The organism is Methanosarcina sp. MTP4 (genome assembly GCF_000970045.1).
Classification (GTDB): domain Archaea; phylum Halobacteriota; class Methanosarcinia; order Methanosarcinales; family Methanosarcinaceae; genus MTP4.
Map to the genome: position 1 here is coordinate 1,722,264 of NZ_CP009505.1, position 20,046 is coordinate 1,742,309.

Annotated in this window: 18 protein-coding genes and 1 pseudogene; 8 read left to right on the plus strand and 11 right to left on the minus strand. The window is 45.5% G+C overall.

Going from position 1 to position 20,046, the window contains the following annotated elements; genetic code table 11:
- Window positions 1-70: 70 nt before the first annotated feature.
- Complete coding sequence (locus MSMTP_RS07350; RefSeq protein WP_048178459.1) at window positions 71-982, minus strand: bile acid:sodium symporter family protein; 912 nt, start codon at window positions 980-982, stop codon at window positions 71-73.
- 216 nt (window positions 983-1,198) lie between these two features.
- On the minus strand, window positions 1,199-1,726 hold the full coding sequence (locus MSMTP_RS07355) for an LURP-one-related/scramblase family protein (protein ID WP_048178460.1): 528 nt from the start codon (window positions 1,724-1,726) through the stop codon (window positions 1,199-1,201).
- Window positions 1,727-2,220: 494 nt separating this feature from the next.
- On the opposite strand from MSMTP_RS07355, the gene MSMTP_RS07360 reads away from it, so the two are divergent.
- Window positions 2,221-2,403, plus strand: a complete 183-nt coding sequence (locus tag MSMTP_RS07360) for a hypothetical protein (RefSeq protein WP_048178461.1) — start codon at window positions 2,221-2,223, stop codon at window positions 2,401-2,403.
- 355 nt (window positions 2,404-2,758) lie between these two features.
- On the plus strand, window positions 2,759-3,028 hold the full coding sequence (locus MSMTP_RS07365) for an acylphosphatase (RefSeq protein WP_048178462.1): 270 nt from the start codon (window positions 2,759-2,761) through the stop codon (window positions 3,026-3,028).
- Between the two features lie 239 nt (window positions 3,029-3,267).
- Here the strand turns inward: MSMTP_RS07365 and MSMTP_RS07370 are convergent, their stop codons facing one another.
- Together MSMTP_RS07370 and MSMTP_RS07380 are read right to left on the minus strand one after the other, a co-directional pair.
- On the minus strand, window positions 3,268-4,287 hold the full coding sequence (locus tag MSMTP_RS07370; protein ID WP_231582956.1) for a cation diffusion facilitator family transporter: 1,020 nt from the start codon (window positions 4,285-4,287) through the stop codon (window positions 3,268-3,270).
- A gap of 529 nt (window positions 4,288-4,816) precedes the next feature.
- On the minus strand, window positions 4,817-6,346 hold the full coding sequence (locus tag MSMTP_RS07380; RefSeq protein ID WP_048178464.1) for a sulfatase-like hydrolase/transferase: 1,530 nt from the start codon (window positions 6,344-6,346) through the stop codon (window positions 4,817-4,819).
- Window positions 6,347-6,587: 241 nt separating this feature from the next.
- On the opposite strand from MSMTP_RS07380, the gene MSMTP_RS07385 reads away from it, so the two are divergent.
- Window positions 6,588-7,469, plus strand: a complete 882-nt coding sequence (locus MSMTP_RS07385; protein ID WP_048178465.1) for a DUF89 domain-containing protein — start codon at window positions 6,588-6,590, stop codon at window positions 7,467-7,469.
- Window positions 7,470-7,547: 78 nt separating this feature from the next.
- Here the strand turns inward: MSMTP_RS07385 and MSMTP_RS07390 are convergent, their stop codons facing one another.
- Window positions 7,548-7,742, minus strand: a complete 195-nt coding sequence (locus MSMTP_RS07390; protein WP_048178466.1) for a hypothetical protein — start codon at window positions 7,740-7,742, stop codon at window positions 7,548-7,550.
- Window positions 7,743-7,914: 172 nt separating this feature from the next.
- Here MSMTP_RS07390 and MSMTP_RS07395 point away from each other — a divergent pair, with 172 nt between their 5' ends.
- From MSMTP_RS07395 to MSMTP_RS18460, 5 genes and pseudogenes are all read left to right on the plus strand, one after another.
- Window positions 7,915-8,103 carry a CooT family nickel-binding protein gene (locus MSMTP_RS07395; RefSeq protein ID WP_048178467.1) on the plus strand — a complete coding sequence of 63 codons (189 nt, stop codon included), beginning with the start codon at window positions 7,915-7,917 and terminating at the stop codon, window positions 8,101-8,103.
- Between the two features lie 655 nt (window positions 8,104-8,758).
- Window positions 8,759-10,000, plus strand: coding sequence for a hypothetical protein (locus MSMTP_RS07400; RefSeq protein WP_048178468.1), 1,242 nt, complete (start codon window positions 8,759-8,761; stop codon window positions 9,998-10,000).
- A gap of 204 nt (window positions 10,001-10,204) precedes the next feature.
- Window positions 10,205-10,397 (plus strand): annotated as a pseudogene (locus MSMTP_RS20355) (DUF4258 domain-containing protein).
- A complete protein-coding gene (locus tag MSMTP_RS07405; RefSeq protein WP_048178469.1) occupies window positions 10,394-10,648 on the plus strand; it encodes a type II toxin-antitoxin system MqsA family antitoxin in 255 nt (84 codons plus the stop codon). Before MSMTP_RS20355 ends, MSMTP_RS07405 begins: the two are co-directional and overlap by 4 nt.
- Before the next feature lie 614 nt (window positions 10,649-11,262).
- On the plus strand, window positions 11,263-11,652 hold the full coding sequence (locus MSMTP_RS18460) for a DUF4326 domain-containing protein (protein ID WP_082090539.1): 390 nt from the start codon (window positions 11,263-11,265) through the stop codon (window positions 11,650-11,652).
- Between the two features lie 28 nt (window positions 11,653-11,680).
- Here MSMTP_RS18460 and MSMTP_RS07415 read toward each other — a convergent pair whose 3' ends face one another.
- The 6 genes from MSMTP_RS07415 to MSMTP_RS19095 all read right to left on the minus strand — a co-directional run bounded on the left by MSMTP_RS07415 (window position 11,681) and on the right by MSMTP_RS19095 (window position 19,993).
- Window positions 11,681-14,839, minus strand: coding sequence for a type I restriction endonuclease subunit R (locus MSMTP_RS07415; protein WP_048178470.1), 3,159 nt, complete (start codon window positions 14,837-14,839; stop codon window positions 11,681-11,683).
- 1 nt (window position 14,840) lies between these two features.
- Window positions 14,841-15,878, minus strand: coding sequence for an SIR2 family protein (locus MSMTP_RS07420; RefSeq protein WP_048178471.1), 1,038 nt, complete (start codon window positions 15,876-15,878; stop codon window positions 14,841-14,843).
- A gap of 2 nt (window positions 15,879-15,880) precedes the next feature.
- Window positions 15,881-17,278 carry a restriction endonuclease subunit S gene (locus MSMTP_RS07425; protein WP_052718308.1) on the minus strand — a complete coding sequence of 466 codons (1,398 nt, stop codon included), beginning with the start codon at window positions 17,276-17,278 and terminating at the stop codon, window positions 15,881-15,883.
- Window positions 17,268-18,998, minus strand: a complete 1,731-nt coding sequence (locus tag MSMTP_RS07430) for a class I SAM-dependent DNA methyltransferase (protein ID WP_048178472.1) — start codon at window positions 18,996-18,998, stop codon at window positions 17,268-17,270. Before MSMTP_RS07430 ends, MSMTP_RS07425 begins: the two co-directional genes overlap by 11 nt.
- 428 nt (window positions 18,999-19,426) lie before the next feature.
- Window positions 19,427-19,549 carry a hypothetical protein gene (locus MSMTP_RS20180; protein WP_255351024.1) on the minus strand — a complete coding sequence of 41 codons (123 nt, stop codon included), beginning with the start codon at window positions 19,547-19,549 and terminating at the stop codon, window positions 19,427-19,429.
- A 234-nt stretch (window positions 19,550-19,783) separates the two neighbouring features.
- Window positions 19,784-19,993 carry a hypothetical protein gene (locus tag MSMTP_RS19095; protein ID WP_156153727.1) on the minus strand — a complete coding sequence of 70 codons (210 nt, stop codon included), beginning with the start codon at window positions 19,991-19,993 and terminating at the stop codon, window positions 19,784-19,786.
- Between the last annotated feature and the right edge of the window lie 53 nt (window positions 19,994-20,046).

The window sequence follows — 20,046 nt, forward strand, 5'->3', positions numbered from 1 at the left end:
TGTGTCATCAACTGTTTTTTTATGCCATTGGCTGCGTTTTACTTCATTAGCTGCTTTTTTGCTTCTCTCTTCACCTTTCAGGTTCCGTGGGAGTTTTTCCCTGCTCCGGGGAGGTTCCTGCCGCCGCTTCAGCACGTTTTCCAAGTTCTCCTCCTATAAACATCAGCAGTATGAGGCCTGCCAGGGACACCACCAGAATCATGACCATTACGTCCGGGTCCGTGAAATTAAGCGCGGCAATTGCCAGGGCTGCCGATAGGTTGCGCTGCGCGGTCCCGAGGCCAAGCACGCTCCTGATAGGCCGGGCTGCTCCTCCCAGGAAATAGCCGATGATAAACGAAACAAGCAGAAAGAGCACCGCCGCAATAACCGCAGTGGTCCCGATAACGCCGAGGAGGTCGGAGATGTAGACCACAAAGAAAGCCACGAAAAGGACAAGCAGGGAAAGGCTGGTAGCCTGGTTCATCAGGGGCAGGAGCCCGTTTGCCACTTCCTCGTACCTGGCCCGGATAAACAGGGCAATCGCAAGCGGAATGAGCATCAGCAGGATAAGGGATCTCGCTATTTCCCACGGATTGATGGTAACCCCCGTGATCAGGAGCGGCAGGACTATGGGCACGTAAATAATCGTCACCACCATCAGGAGCACCATCAGCCCTACTGAAAACGCAGTGTCCCCCTTTGCCACCTGTGCGAGCTTCGGAAGGAAAGGAGCTCCTGCGGCAGTGCCGACAAGGAAAAGGCCGATTGAAAGCCCTTCGGAGAGCGGGAAGATAAACAGTATCCCGAGAGCAAGCAGCGGGACAAGTATGAAATTGGCTGCCAGCGAAAGGAGTACAAGCTTAGTGTTGCGCAGAGGGGCGACTATCTGCGGTACTGTAAGGGAGAACCCCATACCAAGCATGCTGGTAAGCACGAAGATCAGTGTGGCAAGGACACCTATAGTCTCAAGGAAACTCGAAAAAGAGGCGGTTTCAACCATCCTTCCCCCAATTCTTTCCCGCCATCTATCCTATCATCTATCTCCCCACCATTTCTCCCTTTTTTCTCCAATCTATCCTATCATCTATCTCCCCACCATTTCTCCCTTTTTTCTCCAATCTATCCTATCATCTATCATCTATCTCCCCATCTTTCCTCCCATCTTTCCTCCCATCTTTCCTCCCATCTTTCCTCTTATTCTTTTAAAACTCTCAGTTCATCCGTGAGCCATCTGGTCGACTGCAACCGTAATGGCCAGGACCAGGGCGTCATCCTGTCCGGGAGAAACCTCCACTCCATAGGTATCCCGTACCCGGAACCACTTTTTTGAGACTTCTGCAACTTTTTCTCTCCCTGCATCAATTTTGTACTCGTGGTTCAGGATGTTGCCATGAATTTTCATTTCAGACCCATTCGCCAAATCCACTTTCCAGCGGTCGCGAAGGGGCGTGATCAGGGCTTTTTTGACTGTCGCTACCGTTCCGCCTCCTGCGTCCTGGATGCTCATCGTATCCCTGACCCGGAGCAGCTTCTCCTTGAGTTTGTACTTCTCGTTTCCCTGCACATCCTTGATGATCAGGGTGTCACGGACGCGGATAGCTTTGCCGTCAACATAGAATGCCTTCTCCCCGTGTTCGTTTTCGATCCAGTAGTCATCCCCGATGGAAATGAGTTTTTCGCGCATTTTGTAGCGCTGTGTGCTTTCTGCTCCGCGGCCCCGGAGGCCGCCCATCATTCTTCGCATTAAGAATCACTCCCTATGTTTATTGCATTCCAGGTCCCTTCCCTTGAGGGTTGCCTGATCCTGATATAGAATAAGGGGGGATAATCCCTGTTAGCTTACCAGCCCTGAAAAACGCAGTAACACTCAAACATTCTTCCCATTATGGTCTGGACTGATGAGTCCTCGAAGTTTTCCAGACCTGTTCCCCCCTTATGAGTGTATAAATATGTATGATATATATTTAAATTGATTTATAATTTTAGTCTTCATACGTGAACTTTTTTCCGTTCATATGGCTTTCCCGTAAATTAAAATTAGATCTTTTTTGAGAGCACTCCGGAACCCGGTAAGCCAAAGACATAAACTAGGCTGTTTTTAAGAAGTTTGTCTCAAAACTCGCCCACCCATATGATTGGATAACTGGAACCTTGTCTGGTTCGAGTTGAGGAAGGCACGTTAAAAGAAAAGTGTTTTTAATATATGTGCAATATTATAAAACAGGGAGGAGGATTTTTGTGGCTGACATGCGCCCCGCTGGTAAATTCGTTAGGTTAGTCTCAGGAATACTGATAGGAATATTGTTCGCCGCATTTATAATCTGGATTGTGGGCAAATCAGGAATTGGGGGTTACGGCCTTGGCGCTGCCATTGCGGTGATCTTTTTTGCAGTACTGAGTTTGTTACGGCGGCTATTTTAACGTCTGCGGACAGTTACGTAAAAGGTCTCAGGGTGAAAGGCTTTTCTGCTGCCCTAATTACTTTGATAGCAATCGCATTAGTGGCCTGGTTGGTCGTCCGGGTAATCGGGCTGGTGGTTCGTTCGGACACATTTATATGTAGATGTGGGATTTATCCCGTGTCCAAACATTTAAAACTAAATACGAACGATGTTTGGAAAAACTTAACCAGAGGAAAAGCTTAACCTGTTTTCCTTATTTTGCATCTTTCTCCTTTATCTTGAAAACCATTTTTTGCCTAATTTTACAAATCGGAATAACCATAGATATATATCATGTTTATTCAAAATAGCCATTTGTGACCTATGGAAATATTATGCGTGCGGAAATCTATGTTTCAGGAAGGGTTCAGCATGTGGGTTTTCGCTGGTTTGCGAGAAATTCTGCAGAACGCCTGGGTGTAAAGTGCAATCCCATGAACCTCAGGGATGGAAGGGTTTTCGTAATTGCCGAGGGGCATCGTGCAGCCATTGAGCTCCTGATAAAAGATTTGTGGGAGGGGCCCACGTTCGCCCGTGTAGATAATGTTTATCATACTTTTATGGAGCCCACAGGCAATATGGACGAGTCTTCGTTTCAGCCTTGAGTTATGATCAACCGGATCCGTGAATTACTTCATACGGTACCGGAAACCGTTTTTAGATCCGGGTGTTATATGAGTGCCCCCGCCAGCTTGCCTGGCGGCGCCTCCCCAAAATGAATAAAAAAGAGATCTTGAAAAGAGTATTTTGCAGGCTTTATTAGTTTCTTTTTGCGTCCAATCTTGCCGTTTTTTGGTCCACTTTGGATATCCTGTTTTTGCTGAATTCCATATGTATATTTTCGTTACCTGTTTTCATCCGGGTTCCTTTCTTCTGACCCCCACTCTTCAGGCCTGGTTTCCGCTTCTTTTCTCAGGCATACGCCGGTTTTTCCGGGGTGGATGGGAGGCTCGGGGATATCGGGTTCGGCTTTTACAAGGACGTAGGTGTAGGGACCAAAGGTTTTTTTCAGGGAGTGTTCGACGTGGAGGGCAATCCTGTCCGCTTCGCCGACGTTCAGGCCGCTGTCCACCTTTATGTGGACGTCCACGGCAATGTTGCTCCCTATCTTCCGGGTTTTCATGTTCGAAAGAGCCCGGACACCTTCGGTGTTCAGGATGATTTCCCGGACCTCCGCGTTTGTCTTTTCGTCAAGGGAGGCTTCGATAAGTTCGTTTACGCTGCTGCAGGAAATCTTCAGGGCAACTTTGAAAATGAAGAGGCTCAGGAAAACCGCCATCAAAGGGTCGAGGACCGTCCACCTGCCGCCAAGGAAAATAGCGGCTCCGACTCCTATCATGGTACAGACCGAAGAGAGGGCGTCCGAGCGGTGGTGCCAGGCGTTTGCGGTCAGGGCCATACTGTTGATTTTCCTTGCATGGCGGATTGTGTAATGGTACATCAGTTCTTTGGAGAGGATGGAAAGAATAGCGGCATACAGTGCTATCAGGGCTGGCTGCTGGAGGGTCTCCCCATTTATGACAAGCAGGCTTTTCCGGAGCCCGTAGAGAAAAGTTTGCCCTGCGACTACGAAAAGCATTAGCCCGACGAGGCTTGCAGAGAGGGTCTCGACCTTCCCGTGCCCGTAGTTATGGGTCCTGTCCACAGGCTTCCTGGCAATCTCGAAGCCCAGGATCACCACCAGGTCGGTCAGGAAATCGGAAAGGGAATGGACACCGTCCGCAAGCATCGCCGCGCTGTTTCCCAGGACTCCTGCAAACAGCTTAAAAATAGTTAGCCCCAGGTTCACGAATAGCCCTGCGCCCGTTACCCGTACTGCCTGTTCGAAACGCTCATCCTGGTCCATATTCCGGATCACTTCCACTGCAGTGGTCCCCCGGAAAGTTTCCTCTCCGTTTCTGGTCCGGTCCCATCTCGCCCTTAATCACGCAAAATTGGGGGTTCCGGCTTCTCCCGGGGGTTTGCGGCCTAAAGTCAGCTCAATATACAAACATTAAATATGTTGTTATATATATTAAAATAGTACCTCTTGATTTTTTATTATTAGTCTGGGGAGTTGAAACCCCTATTTCATTCAAATTTTATAAGACATTATTTAAATGGATTTTAATATTGTCCAGGCCCACAGGGGTTTTTTTAAGGTTTTTAAGGTTTTTAAGGTTTTTAAGGTTTTTAAGGTTTTTAAGGTTTTTAAGGTTTTTAAGGTTTTTAAGGTTTTTTTCAGGGCCATTCCAGCTTTTCAGGTCCTCCCAACCCTTCCAAATCTCTCAGCCCTTTCAGCCTTTCCGGCCTCCTGAGGTCTATCCTGACTTTTAACCTTCATTCAGATCTCAGGGCTTTTATCAGTATTATTCAGATCTTGCAGGGTTTTTTTCAGCCTTCATTCAGATCTTTCAGGTTTTTTTCAGAATTTTTCCAATAACTACCAGCCCGGTCAGATTTATTATCCCTATCAGGAAATAGCCTATAAGTTGCCTGAAATCTATTCCAAATATTCCATTGTTTCCCGTGCCTGAACAACTCCCAATCCGGGCTTCACTGGCGGTGGCGCTCTCAATTCCGGAACCATCGTCGGCTCCGGGTTTCAGCTCAAGGTTCCTGAATTCGATAACAGAGTCGGTTTCCAGAAATAGTTCTTCTTCTTTTTCTTCCTGGCCGTTTTCGCCTTCAAAGGTAGCTCTTACCGTGTAGGTGAAGTCCGGTTCAAGGCCCAGGAAAAGAAACTCGTCATCATTCCTAGGGGAAGCTACAGGTTTCCCGGCTTTCAGGAGTTCTACGGAGCCTTCCCCGGGCAGTTTTACCTCCAGGTTCACGTAGCTTTTGAGCACAATCTGCTCCCCGTCGGCAAAGCGGGGCTTTCCGGGGACGTTGAGGACTCCCAGCAGGGTCGGAGCTACATCTTCCTGCCCGAATTCCCCTTTTATCACTCCTCTTTCCACATCCGGGGCCCGGATTATCAGGGGGACCAGCTGGGCTTCATCGGATACGGAGTATTTTTCGCCCTGGTGCCCTCCCCTGGAATCTTCTGTTGGAAAAGCCATCCCGTGGTCGGCGGTCAGGATGAATGCGATATCATTTCTCTTGCAGAGTTCGTAGAGGGGCATAAGGTCAGCGTCCAGGTTTTCGATGCAGTCCAGGTATCCGTAGTTGCCGCGGTAGTGCCCACTCATGTCCACGGCTCCCACGTTGACCGTGAGCAGGTATTTCTGTCCGGGATATTCCTCGGCTATGTATTCCACAAGGGCATAGGCCGTATCGATGCCCCACCTGTTGTACCCGCTGTACCTTTCCCCTGCCTCTTTCGAGCTCACATAGCCGGGAGCCCCGGCTGCCTTTTCTTCCATAAGTACAAGCAGCCCTGGCGGGACTTTCGAAGGCCCAGGGTTGTGTTCGTAGCTCTCAAGGGTGGGCGCCAGTTTACTAATTGAGTTTTTTTCGTCTCTCAGGATGGCGTCATGCTCGGCGCAGATTGACCAGGAATCCCCCTTTTCCATCACCCCTATGCAAAGGTAGCCCTGCTCATGCAAAACATCAAAAAGAGTGGCGTCCCTGAAGCTAACCATTTCACTGTCCGCCCCGGGGTTCCCCGTAACCAGGACCGAATGTCCACCTCCCGTGAAGGTCTGTGGGACTCGGAGTTCCAGGACTTTTGCGCTCTCTTTGCTGATTTCGGGAATCGCTTCAAGCCTGGCTCTTTCAAGGGGACTGCCGTCCAGGGCGTAAGGGGTCAGTTCGGGATATACGAAAGGAGCACTCATGCCGTCTGCGATAAAGAGTACGGCTCCGTTAGGGGTCTGCACCGGGCTTATTTCCACTTCGGTAAGGGCGAAGGCCGGGCAGGAAAATATTGCGAAAAAAACAGAGGCAGCTGCAAAAAGGATTGCCGCTGAAAAGAGGCGGTGTTTCGGGATTCCTGGTTTCATTATAAATTAATTTAGATATCAGATATAAAGAATTTGCTTTTGCACCTTTTTTATTCATCCGGGATAAATAATTTGTCCCGGTTAGAATAATGGGTTTTGCCACATATTCTCCCTGATTTGGGTATCTTTTTAAAGGTTTAACTTTCTTTAGTTTGCGTAGCTTCATATTACATTTCTAACAAATATACATAAACATCCCGGAAAAATCTATCATTTTACTCAAAAAACAGGTAATGTTCCCATGAAAATGAGCCCACGATGTACTTACTGTATGCTTTCCAGAGTGCACTTCCAGTCCAAGCTGTCCACGGACGACGAAGACCTGATAAACAAAACAATTCGTGAGTGTCTCTGCGTTCTGAATGATAACTATAGCCCTGATGCCGTTTCTTCCGTTGTTGCCACCAAAGTCCACAGGAAATGCTATGAAGTCCTGGGGGACAACGACCCTTATGCCGTTACCAAGAAACTGATCAACCAGGCTGCGGAAAAAGTCCTGCCCTTCGCAAGGGAGAAAATTTACGAAGGAAACCCCGATGACGCGGAAGTTTTCAAGCGGGCCGTGCTTGCCTCCGTTATTGCGAACTACTTTGACTTCGGGATCATGGGCTTTGATGCCAGCGAGGACAAGTTTGAGGCTGCCTTCCAGAAATACTTCGAGCAAGGGCTCGATGTGGACGAGACCCGGAAGATGCTCGGGCTAATGGAAGACGTTGTCTATATTGCCGACAACTGCGGGGAGATCCTCTTTGACATCTTTGTCTTTGAAATCATCAAAAAGCTCGGCGGAAAAATCACCCTCGTGGTCCGTGGTGGTCCAATTCTTACCGACGTGACCATGGAAGATGTCCGGAAATACGAGATCGATAAAAAGGTCGACAGGGTCCTTACCACCGGTTCCAACGCTATAGGTGTCCTTGTTGAGGAAGCTCCCAATGAGTTGCTGGAGGCCATGAAAAACGCAACCCTCATCATCAGCAAGGGCATGGCAAACTACGAGACCCTCTCCGAACACAACTTCGGGCCCATTGCCTACCTCCTCCTTACAAAATGCGAATGTGTTGCGGACTCCCTGGACGTGGAAGAAGGCCTGTCCGTTGCAAAACTGATGAACTGCCCGTGACCTTCGGGACGCGGCTTTAAATTCCCTGCTGCAGCGTGGCCTGCAGCAACCATAGTTTTTCGCTGGCAAACCGACAGTTCATATTCTGCAAATCATCCTCCCGCTTATCCTGCCAATCCTTCCGCTTATCCTGCCGACCATCCTGCCAATTATCCTGCTGACCATCCTGTCAATCATCCTGCTGACCATCCTGTCAATCATCCTGCCAATTATCCTGTCGGTCATCCTGTCAATCATCCTGCCAATTATCCTGCCAATTATCCTGTCGGTCATCCTGTTGATTTTTTTCCGGCACCTTTTTATTGTTCCGGGTTTCTAAATATATACAGTTAATATAATGTAACAATGAAATTGCAACTTAAACAAAACGCAACTTAAACAAAACGTAAATAGAAAAGCGCAAATAAAAAAACGTAAATAAATGAAGTAAAGGGAGAACTGTAAAATGTGTGAGCTGAACGTCATTATGCTTCGTGGAGAAGAACGCGAACAGGTTATGGAATCCGTAGCAAAAATAGTGGTTGAAGGCGACTCGATTGAGCTTACCGGGATTCTCGGGGAGAGGATGACGGTTACGGGTTCAATCAAAGAAATTAACTTTTCAAGCGGAGAAGCCCTGCTTCTGGCAAAGTGAAACCGTATTCCCTGAAGGAAAACGAAGTTTTTGAGCTGAATTCCAGAGTCCCGGAATTCTCATTTCCTGTTTTTTTAACGGGCTTAAATGAAACGAAGTTTTTGAGCTGAATTCCAGAGCCCCGGAATTCTCATTTCCTGTTTTTTACGGGCTTAAAAGAAAGTATCGTCAGAAGCAAAAGGAAAAAACAGACAAAGGAATTTGAGCGATGCAGGCCGATCTATGGGGAAGAGAACGCCGTAACAATCGACCGTACCACGAAATGGGGCAGCCCTTTGCAATAGGCAAGGACGGGACCGGGGAAGATTCGAGTATATGTAAACGTTATCAAAGGTTTTCAGAATCAATTGTTCATTGAAACATATTTATAGTTCCGAACGTAAATATTTACAATTACTTTATAACCACGAAAGATACAGAAAGCATGGAAGGACTGTGCACCTATTTCCTTATTTCTGTGTTTTCCGTGCTTTTTGTGCTTTCTGTGGCTAAACTATCACTTGAGATTGGGGGGGAATTTGGGTCATTGACTATAATTGGCAGCTCATTTGCAAATGCCTTAAATGTAAAGTATTTTCTAAGCTCACTTTATTCGAAAATAATGTAACTTTTCAGAAAAAACAATCTCAAAGTAAATAATATCAGGAGATCTGTTATGCGATTTCCCAATAGAGTTTCCGGGATTAAATTTGCAGGATTATTAGCCATTATTATTTTAGTTGTTTCGACTCCGGGGTGTATGAGTTCAGGTTCGGATAAGAACAATTCAAGCTCCAGTCCAAATGTAGAGGTGATACCTCCAGCACCTGAATCGGATAAGAGCAATTCAAGCTCCAGTCCGGATGCAGAGGTGATAGCTCCAGCACCCGAAGCAAGTATTACGTTTGTTACTACCGGTTCATCATTTTCACCAATTATCACAGTTACGGGTAATCCTGAAATTAAATGGGTATTTGGGGACGGTTCAACATCCGATTCTCCGGCTCCTACTGTAAATTTTGCTTCAAAGGGGACAAGATCAAACACTCTGGTAGTAACACCATGGAGTGCAGTAACTAAGATCAATATAGGTTATGATGGTTCGGATGGGGGAGTAACTCCAGGTCCCGGTACAATCGAAAATCTGGAACAACAGAATGTAATAGCTGTTACCGGTTTGGAAAATGTTGCACCGTACCTCCAGGTATGGGCTTCGAGTTATAATCCGATAGCTGAGCTGGATTTCAGTAACTTCACGGAACTGCATACGATTGAGTGTTTTTATTGTATATCATTGACCAGCATCAGGCTCAGTAACGTTCCATCCCTGACCAGGCTTTGCCTCGAAAGATGCAAGATTTCTTATCTTGACCTATCAGAGGCTCCTGCCCTGGCTGACCTTCGCGGAGCATCCCAGAGAAGTTCAACATATACAATAAATTGGGGCACTACAGGGGCTAATATGTGGCATGTATGTATTGGGGCTAACCCACGTATGACCGGCGCATTACCATCCGGCCAGTTCCCGGTCCTGGAAGATTATTTTGTTTGGAACGGGAATCAAAGCGGGACTCTATGCCTGGATTCCAAATATTTATACAAAGTTCGGGCATACGATAACCATTATAGTGCCGCTGATTTATCCGGGTGTTTCCCTGCTGGTAGAAGAGCTGTTGTGCAAATTTATAATAATGAACTCACAAGTCTGGATATTTCCGATGACCCCGGTTTAATTCATTTAAATGCCAGCCGTAATTCACTGGACCAAACAGCAGTAGACGGGGTACTCCAAACACTGGATTCTTATAATACTCATCATGGGTATCTGGATCTAAGCGGAAATGCCGCCCCATCAACTACAGGAATAGCCCATGCAAATAACTTAACTGCCAGGGGATGGGAGGTCCAGAGCTCATAAAAAATCCCCCACCTGCAAATTTATCCACTTAAAATTTTAAAACCAGGGTTATAAGTTTATTATTGGGTTCATGATGGGGTAGAAATGAGTGTCAGCCATGGTAAATTAAAGTATTTTCTTAAAGAAGACGCTTTCATTGTTTCAAACCATGCTCGAAGCCGCATGTTTCAAAGGAACATCTCCACTTAAAGCATAAAAGAGGTTATACTTCAGGGGCAGATTATTGAGGAATACCCTGAAGACGAGCCATGTCCATCAGCTTTTTTTTGCGTATTCTGAAGGTAGACCCTGCCATGTTGTGGTAGCAGAATGTGAAGGCCATATAAGAATAATCACGGTGTACATCCCGGAAAACAATAAACGGATAGACCACGTATTAAGGAGAGATCAAAAATGAAACCTGACAGGTGCAGTTTTTGTAAAGGTAAACTCGTCGAAGGTAAAACCGAGTTTGTGGCAAAAGTTGGAGAGCAGTTCATTGCCATTAAAGATGTTTCCGCCTATGTCTGTGAAAACTGCGGAGAAGCCTACTATACTCCGGAAGTTTCAAGAAAAATAGACGTGGTCATGAAAAAGTTCCACGAGTCCAAACTACTCTTGCATCCCGTAGCCGCCGGAGAACTGAGCTTTGACGAGATTGTTGCATAATTTTTATACCCAATCGTCATTCCTTTTTAGCCGATCGCTTTTTCTTTTCCCCGCTCGCTTCGCTCCCTCAAGAGGATTACTATAACTTTTTTTATATATTTCTCGGGCGGCTCCTCCTACCCTCCCTCCCGGCTCTTCATTTTCCGCTGATCACTTTCTAGTACTGCGATTCCAAATTATATTCATAAATAACGAGGTAGCAAAAAATTCTCTAAATAATCTCAAATTAAGATTAAAACCACGGAAGACACGGAAACACACGGAAAAAAGAACGGCCTGAAGACGGCAATTAAGGTTTCTATGGCATTTTTCAATCTGTTTGAGTGTAGCAGAATTCGGGTTTTGAAATAGTCATTTCAGTTACCCGGTAATCCACTGTCCGACGGGCCGGTTTCCGTGTCCTTCCGTACTTTTCCGTGGTTTATTCTCAAATTATGTAATCGATGTACTAGTTCCGCCGCCCTTCCCTGCCTTATTTTTCACAACAATCAGTCTTGACTCAGCTTTCGACCCCGCTTTCAAAATAAAGTTATTTTTGAGACAACTGAATAAATGTGAGTATCAAAACTACAGTTTATATTTTATAGAAACCGTAATCTTTACCCGTAGATAACATGGCTGAAGTCAAAGAAACCCTCGTCCGAAGCAAAAGGAAAAACCAGACAAAGGAACTTGAGCGCTGCAAGTCGATCTATGGGGAAGAAAACGCCGTCACAATCGACCGTACAACGAAATGGGGCAGCCCTTTTGCAATCGGCAAGGACGGGACCAGGGAAGAAGTGCTGCAAAAGCACCAGGCCTACCTGAGAAAAAAGCCGGACCTCCTGAGAGCAATCCCCGGGGAATTGTCAGGCAAGGTTCTCGTCTGCTGGTGCTGGCCTGATCCATGCCATGGGGACATCCTGGCATACCTGGCTAACAACCCGGACAAGATCGAAGAATTCAAGCAGGGGAAAAACCCGATGAAGGGGAAGGTTCAGACTACTTTTGGGAATTTTGAGTGATTAACCGTTGTTACAACCTCAATACTCCTCAATTTGTCCATGAGTTTGAAAGGGCTTCAGCTTGTTTCAGTACTAATTCAATGGCTTCCTGTGCCTTATCCGGCGGGTACTTGTAGCGTTGTAATGTACGGCGGACAAGAATGCGTAATTTAGCCCTTACACTATCGCGCACCTGCCAATCCACGGTTGTGGATTTGCGCAGTTTTTCGGTAATTTCTATGGCAATCTTTTTGAGAGTTGCATCACCCAACTCACGCACTGCACTTTCATTATTCGCCAGAGCGTCATAAAATGCCACCTCGTCCGGGTTCAGACCAAGCTCAGCATCGCGCTTCAATACCTCTTGAAACTCCTTGGCCATCTGAATAAGTTCTTCAATCACCTGGGCAGTTTCAATAGAACGGTTGTTGTACTTCCGTAAGGTTTCTTTTAAACGGTCACTGTATTTCTTTTCCTGCACCACGTTATTGCGGGTTTTTGAATATATTTCGTCTTTCAACAGTTTTTCCAGTAGCTCTACTGCCAGGTTGTGATACTTCATCTGCCGAACATCTTCCAAAAACTCATCCGACAGCAGACCAATATTAGGTTTCTCTAACCCCGCCAGATCGAACACGTCCGCTACACCTTCGGCAACCACGGCATTATCCAGAATCTGCTTGAGAACCGAATTTTTCTCTTCCTGAGTGAGCTTTTTATCGACAGAGGTGAATTTACTAATAGCGGCTTTAATGGCTGAAAAAAAGGCTATCTCAGCACGTAATTCTTTGGCTTCATCCAGAGTGCCACACAATGAATAGGCTTTGTTAATCGCCAGTACCGCATCTAAAAAGCGTTTTTTACCATCTTTAAGCTCTAAAATATGGTTTGCTGCTGGTACCAGTAGTTGGTAGGCCTGGGATTCAAAGCCGCTGTAATCAAAACCATGGAAGAGCCCACGTACCACATCCATTTTTTCCAGCAAAACCGAAAAAGCCTCTTCGGCGTATAGCGTGGGCGCGCCTCTCCCCTTGGCGTCTGTATAGGATTTCAATGCTTGCTTTAAATCATTGGCAATGCCAATGTAATCCACCACCAGACCACCGGGTTTATTCTTAAATACCCGATTTACCCGCGCAATTGCCTGCATCAGGTTGTGACCTTTCATCGGTTTGTCGATATACATAGTATGACAACAGGGCACATCAAAACCGGTGAGCCACATATCCCGCACAATCACTAGCTTGAGAGGATCATTAATATCTTTAAAACGTTTTTCCAATTTTTTCTTAGTTTTCTTATTGTAGATGTGCGGCTGTAACAATTTTCGGTCAGACGCCGAGCCGGTCATCACGATTTTAATCGTACCTTTGTCGGGGTCGGGATCATGCCAATCCGGGCGCAATTCCACTATGGCATCGTATAAATGCACGCAAATATCGCGGCTCATGGCTACAATCATGGCTTTGCCATCCATCGAGTCCGTGCGTGCTTCAAAGTGTTCCACCAGATCAGCAGCTACTTGCTGAATGCGCGGCTCAGACCCCACCAGTTTTTCTAAGCGGCTCCATTCACCTTTTGTTTTCTCGCGGTTAGACACATCTTCTTCGTCTTCCACCACTTCTTCAACTTGATCAGACAACTTTTCAATTTCGGCATGGTTTAAATCGAGCTTTGCCAAACGTGACTCGTAATAAATAGGTACTGTTGCGCCATCATCTACAGAGTCTTGAATGTCGTAAATTGAAACATAACCCCCAAATACTGATTGAGTGTCTTTGTCTTCAAGGGCAATTGGCGTACCCGTAAAACCAATAAACGAGGCATTGGGCAAGGAATCACGCATGTACTGGGAAAAACCGAATACCAGCTTTTTACCTATAACATTTTTGTCTTTATCTTTCACATTTATATAGCGGCCTTTATGACCATACTGGCTGCGGTGTGCCTCATCGGAGATAACCACAATATTGTGGCGGTCGTTTAAGATGGGATGGCCATCTTCGCCCTCCAAAGGTGAAAACTTTTGTACCGTGGTAAAAATAATGCCGCCAGATTCCCGCACAGAAAGCAGCTGACGCAACTCCTCCCGGTCGTTGACTTGCACCGGCGTTTGCTTAAATAGTTCCTGGGCGTTCGAGAATGTTTGGAACAGCTGACCATCCAGGTCATTGCGATCTGTTACCACTACTATGGTAGGGTTATTCATCTCCGGTTGCTGCAACAACTTACCGACATAACAACACATGGAAATGCTCTTACCCGAGCCCTGGGTATGCCAGACCACCCCGGCCTTTTTGCTGCCAGGCACCACCTCATCGCCAAAGCTTGCCCGCTTTTCTGCCACCCCCAGCGACTCCTGTGCAGCAATTATCGTGACTCTTACAGCTTCTCGAACCGCATGGAACTGGTGGTAACCGGCAATTTTTTTGATGATTGCTCCACCATCATTTTCAAAAAGCACAAAAAAGCGGATGTAGTCAAGCAACATCTCACGGTCGAAAAAACCCCGCACCAGGGTTTCCAGCTGCCATTCTAACAGTGGCTTATCGTCTTCGTTCTTAACAGCACGCCAGGGTGAAAAGCGTTCCTGGTTTGCCGTCAACGCGCCAACACGGGCGTTATAGCCATCACTTATAACCAGTGCTTCATTAAACACAAAAAGGTCGCTGATTTCATCTTTATAAGTTTGTAACTGATTAAACGCATCCCAGATATCGACGTTTTCATCTTTGGGACTTTTAAGTTCCAATACCGCAATAGGCAATCCATTTATAAAACAGACTATATCAGGGCGACGTGGCTGTTTTGTTCCTTGAATGGTGAACTGGTTGACCGCCAAAAACCTATTATTGGTCAGATTTTCAAAGTCAATTAAAAAAGCACGGTCATAAATTGTCTTTTCATCTTTGCGATGTTCGATAGGTACACCTTCCAATAACAGGCGGTGAAATGCGTGGTTATTGGTTTTTAAATCCAGGCTATCGGACTTTAAAACAAGAGCTACGGCCTGCTCAATGGAACTTTTGGGCAGGTGTGGGTTAATGCGCTCAAGGGCTTCTTGCAGATAACGATTTAGCACCACCTTGTGGTAATCACTGCGTTCGGGTTTGTCTGAATCGGGAGCAATGTCAGGGCCATATAAAACATCCCAGCTGTTCTCGTGGAACCAGTCGAGGCAGAGTTGTTCTAGTTGGTCTTCGTTCATTTTATATTCTCCCCTCTCCCAATTTATATAACAGGGCTTCGATGCATTCGTCATGACCCTCATCAGCATGATACCAAATCGGGAAAATATTGGCTTTTACTAACTCATCCCGCCGTCTTAGTCGATCTTCTTCTTCGCTAATGCTGAGAAAAGCATAATGTCGAGGTATGATATCATGTCCTCTATCCTCTACCAGTTGGGTTAAAGTCTGAATTGTACGGTCAACGCCCAAACTGCATCCTAAAAAAAGAAGTGTTGTTTTAGTGCTAATTGCCTCGATTACATTTTGAATACGCGGTGGAGTTCCATAGTGTTTCTCATACTCTAAATAGGTTAGTACCCGATGACGGCCAGAATTGGCTTTACCATGTAATTTAACCAGCACTTTATTTCCTTTCCCAAGGTATCTTGGTAGCTCACAAGCATCTGTTCCCAACAAAATTTCTAAAAAATATGAATCTGTGGCTTCATAGCAACGTTTTATAACATCATCAAAATTAGTGGTAATAACACTGGTATCAAAAATATAAGGCAATAGTTGTATCGGACCTTCTAAATCTTTATCATCACCAAAAGCGTTCTCTATGGCTTCATCGAAACTTCCTGCGGGCATGTCGTCAGCCAGGGTTTGTGCAGCTTCCTCGTATTTCCCCTCAGATAGTAAAGTGCTTAAACACTCTTCAGAAACTCGCGTTTCATTACGAAGGTTATTTAGAAATTTCGTCCACCCCGAATAACCACATGGTACCGACATTCCAGCACCAATAAAAGGAATGACAGCCCCCCGCCGATAGGATTCTCTCAGTCGATTAAAACGTGGCCGGTTGTCATGTAATTCAAGAATCTCGTCAGCTTTTGCTAAACACATTTCTTTTCTTTGCTCAAGCCAGTCAGAAAATGCCGCATCGTAACTTGTAGGGTCCATTTCCTTTAAAAATACGTCAGGGGTACACGAATAACCTGCCACTTTCACCTTACCGTTTTTGGGATTAATCTCAGCGGCGAGCTCTTCATTAAATTTTGGTTTTAGAAAATCCATTTTTAACCCTCCGCTTCATTAATAGCATTTACTTCAAGCTCACCGGAGAGAAGTTTTGGGAGAAGGATGTCACTGAGATTTCTTAAACCTTTAATCTCTTCCTCATCATTTCTCTTAAATGCATAGAATGGAGCTATCGAGAAGTAAAAGGCATCATTAATAGGTTTACCAGCATTAATAAACGGAATGCTGTTCATGTTCTTTTGGTTTAACTTCAACTGAACTGCGCCTGTTACATAAGCAGTTATATTCTGGCTTTGCATAAACAGCATCAGATGTTCAGTAGATACACCATTAGCCCCTTGCAACACATGCGCATGATTATTTACCCAAGATTTCCCCCAAATATATTGAATAAATGGCGAACCATCATCTTTTAGAACTGAACCGTCTTCACCAAGTAAAAGGTAAATATCATCAAATATAGATTCATCGACATAATCCATTACGGATGTAGCACCGTAATATGGAATTAAGCCTTTTTTTTGCTCTCTCTGCCTTTTCGAAAGTGGTATCCGATTTTTGTCAAAGCATGTAGACACTTTTCCAAAATTTGAAATTTCCCATCCATCAGGAACTTTTCCTAATTCCGAATCCTGCATGGCGGAGGGAAAGAGTTCGGCGGTGGTTTTGAGTTGGGTGTAGTGTTCTGGCTGTTCGGCTTGCAGTTGGTCTAACTCTTCATCGGTCTTGCCGGAGATGGCACTCATGGCGGCGCGGATTACACCCTCTGCATCTTCACCTGCTTCAATGGCGGCGATTTTGGCTTTGACCGGCTCAAAATCCACAAACCAGCTTTTGAACATAGCTTGCGCCATGGTTTCGAGGGTTTGGTTGATTTGGCGATTTTTGTGAATTTTAGTATCCAGACCGAGGATAATTTCTACGACTTTATTTTGAATTTCCTTTTCAGGATAAGGAACCATAATACTTTTCACTGACGTCGATGCTTGTGCTATGGCAGGCACCCCAACTTGAGAAGCATTCATTAGTAAACGATGCTGACCCACCGGAGAGCGTAAAAAATAATAGATAAAATAAGGGTTAACTTTTTCTTGATCCAAAGTGACTTTTAATTGGCTTTGAGAAACAACGTAACGCTCAAACTTAGAATCATCAGGAATAATCCCTACCTGACCTATTGTGCCACGGTGTGTTATTACGATATCTCTACGAAATGCATTTGATGCTTTTAATTCATCGGCCTTTTCTTCAGTTAAAAAATCGAATTTATCTTCTACGATAAAATCTCCTGTTAAATTTCCCCCTTTAATTACGGGAACCCCATCTTCAACGAAATTTTCCACTTTAATACGAGAACCAAATGGTCCCATTGCAATAGCATTCTTTGAAGAAGCTTTTAGCTCGTCAATCGAAACCTCTGGCCAATTAGAATCCATAACCCAACCCCGCCAAATTCTTTTTAATCTGGTCCTCCAGTTTGTCATTATCTTCAAACTGAGTTTTCAACTGGCTGGTGAGTGAGTTCATTTTATCGGCAAAGGGAATGCCGTCATCTTCCTCCGCTTCTACGCCCACATAACGGCCGGGGGTGAGTACAAAGTCGTTCTTTTGAATCGTCGCTAAATCTGCCGAAAAACTAAAGCCAGCCTGGTTATCTTCCTCTGACCATTCTCTTTGCCAATTATGGAAGGTACTTGCGATTTGCTGGATATCTTCAGCCTTAAAATCCCGCAGTACACGGTCTTTCATGTAACCCAGGTTACGGGCATCAATAAACAGTATTTCACCGCTTCTGTCTCTTTTACCGTCCTTTGCACTCTTATCTTTGGTTAAAAACCAGATACATGCAGGTATTTGGGTGTTGGTAAAGAGTTGTCCCGGTAGTGCTACCATACATTCTACCAGGTCTAGCTCGACCAGAGATTTACGGATTTCACCTTCATTATTGGCGTTACTGCTCATAGAACCGTTGGCCAATAACAGCCCCATGCTGCCGGTGGGTCTCAGGTGGTACAGCATGTGTAACATCCATGCGAAGTTAGCGTTACTCGCCGGTGGGGTGAGAATGCGTTTTTCGCCGTTGTGATTAACGGTCCAGCGCACGTCGTCAGCCAGCTTTTCGTGCCACCATTCCTTCATATTAAAGGGTGGGTTTGCCATCACGAAGTCCGCGCGCAGGTCGGGGTGCTGGTCGTCTAAAAAGGAGTCGGCGTTCTTTTTGCCAAAGTTAAAGTCAATACCACGAATGGCCAGGTTCATGGCAGCGAGTTTCCAGGTGGTGGGATTGGATTCCTGGCCGTATATGGAAATTTGTTTTCTCTGTTCGGCAGCTTTGTAGTGTTTTACTCCGGCGTGTTCTTCAATGAATCTGTCACTGGAAACAAAAAAACCGCCGCTGCCCATGGCTGGGTCGAATACACGGCCTTCGTAAGGTTCCAGCATTTCCACGATCAAGGTAACAATGGCTTTGGGTGTGTAATATTGACCACCCTGCTTGCCTTCGGCAAGGGCAAATTGACCCAGAAAGTATTCGTAAACGTGGCCGAGTATGTCTTTGGACTTCAGGCTAAGTTTTTTGCCTTTGTACTCCGGGTTATGAAAACTGGTAAGGCTAAATCCATTGATCAGGCCAATAAGTTTGTCGTCATTCAACTGGTATTGGCTGATGCGGTTGAGAATACCTTTGAGCTTTGGGTTGGCTTTTTCTATGTCGTCGAAGGCGTTATCAATCAACCATGCCACGGAGCGCAGTTTGACATCTTCACCATTTTCGTCTTGCCAGAGCACACTGCTGGTGGGAAGGGTGGCTTTTTCTTTAAGGATGTTCCAGCGGGCGGTTTTGGGTACCCAAAAAACGTTTTTTTCGGTGTAGTAGTCGACAATTTCCAGCTCGGCTTCTATGGCTTCCTTGTATTCTTCGTCGCTGTCGTAATCTTCGCGGGGCAGATAATAGATGTTGTCTTCATCGTCTTTTTTAAACAGCTCGATAAGTTCTTGCTGGCGCTCTTCGAAGGCATCGGACACGTATTTAAGGAAAATTAGCCCAAGCACTATGTGTTTGTAGTTGGCGGCATCCAGGTTAGATCGCAATTTGTCGGCGGCCTTCCAGAGCTGTTTGTCGAGATCATTTAAAAAATCCTTTTCAATATTGGTCATTTTTAACAACTTCCATTATCTAAATTGTAATCGCTTTGATACATGGTGCAAGTCCATCATCTTTGCAACACCTTTCCTTCACCATATAATATCTATGCTTGTGACAGACTCCATTTTCTCGGCTTTCCTCTGCAACACTATACAAATTTTCCATTAAATTTGTTTCGCTATTTTTTGAGAAGTTCTTTTGTGGATCTTTACCGCAAATTGTATCGAAAAGAAAGTTTTTTAAAAAAATGTGCTAGTTGACTATCAAAATTAAGAACTGTAGAATTAATTATAGTTCAATTTCGTCATTTTTGATGAAAACATGTTTGGGAAACCTATTGAAATGCAGAAAAGATGTTAGAGGTTTGGATTATAGGGTTTTTGGGGACGGTAAGCGGGGAAGTTGGAGAGCAGTCCGCCGGAGAAATATAATAAAACAGTTATGCATTAGTCGGTTTTCCCCTCTCTTTTCCCCTCTCTTTTCCCCTCTCTTTTCCCCTCTCTTTTCCCCTCTCTTTTCCCCTCTCTTTTCCCCTCTCTTTTCCCCTCCCCCGAATTTTCAAAGGTTTCGCAACCTACAACAGCCCCTCCTGCGAACGAAACTTCCCCAAACACAAAACCAGGCACAACTTAAAATTTCCCGGTTCAATTCCGAGCTGCCTTTCAATCGGTTCTACTCCAGGCAGTTCGGAGAGCCCGGGGATAGGAATTGCTATGTGATCAGGACCGGAAAGGGCAATTTCCCTATTTTTGATGAAAACAGGTTCGGGATAGCTATTGAGGTGCGGGAGTGAGGCTCAGGGTTCCGGGTTTTTCGAGGTTCCGGTTGTTGGAGAGGACGGTAGGTGGGGAAGTAAGGGAGCAGTCCGCCGGCTAAATATAATAATACAGTTATGCATCAGGCGTGATTCTCCTCCCTCTTTTCCTCTACCCTCGAATTCCTCAAAGAACTCTCCACCCACGACCCCTTCCACGAACGAAACTTCCCCATACACAAAATCAGGCACAACTTAAAACTGCCCGGTCCCACTCCGAGCTGCCTTTCAATCGGTTTCTACTC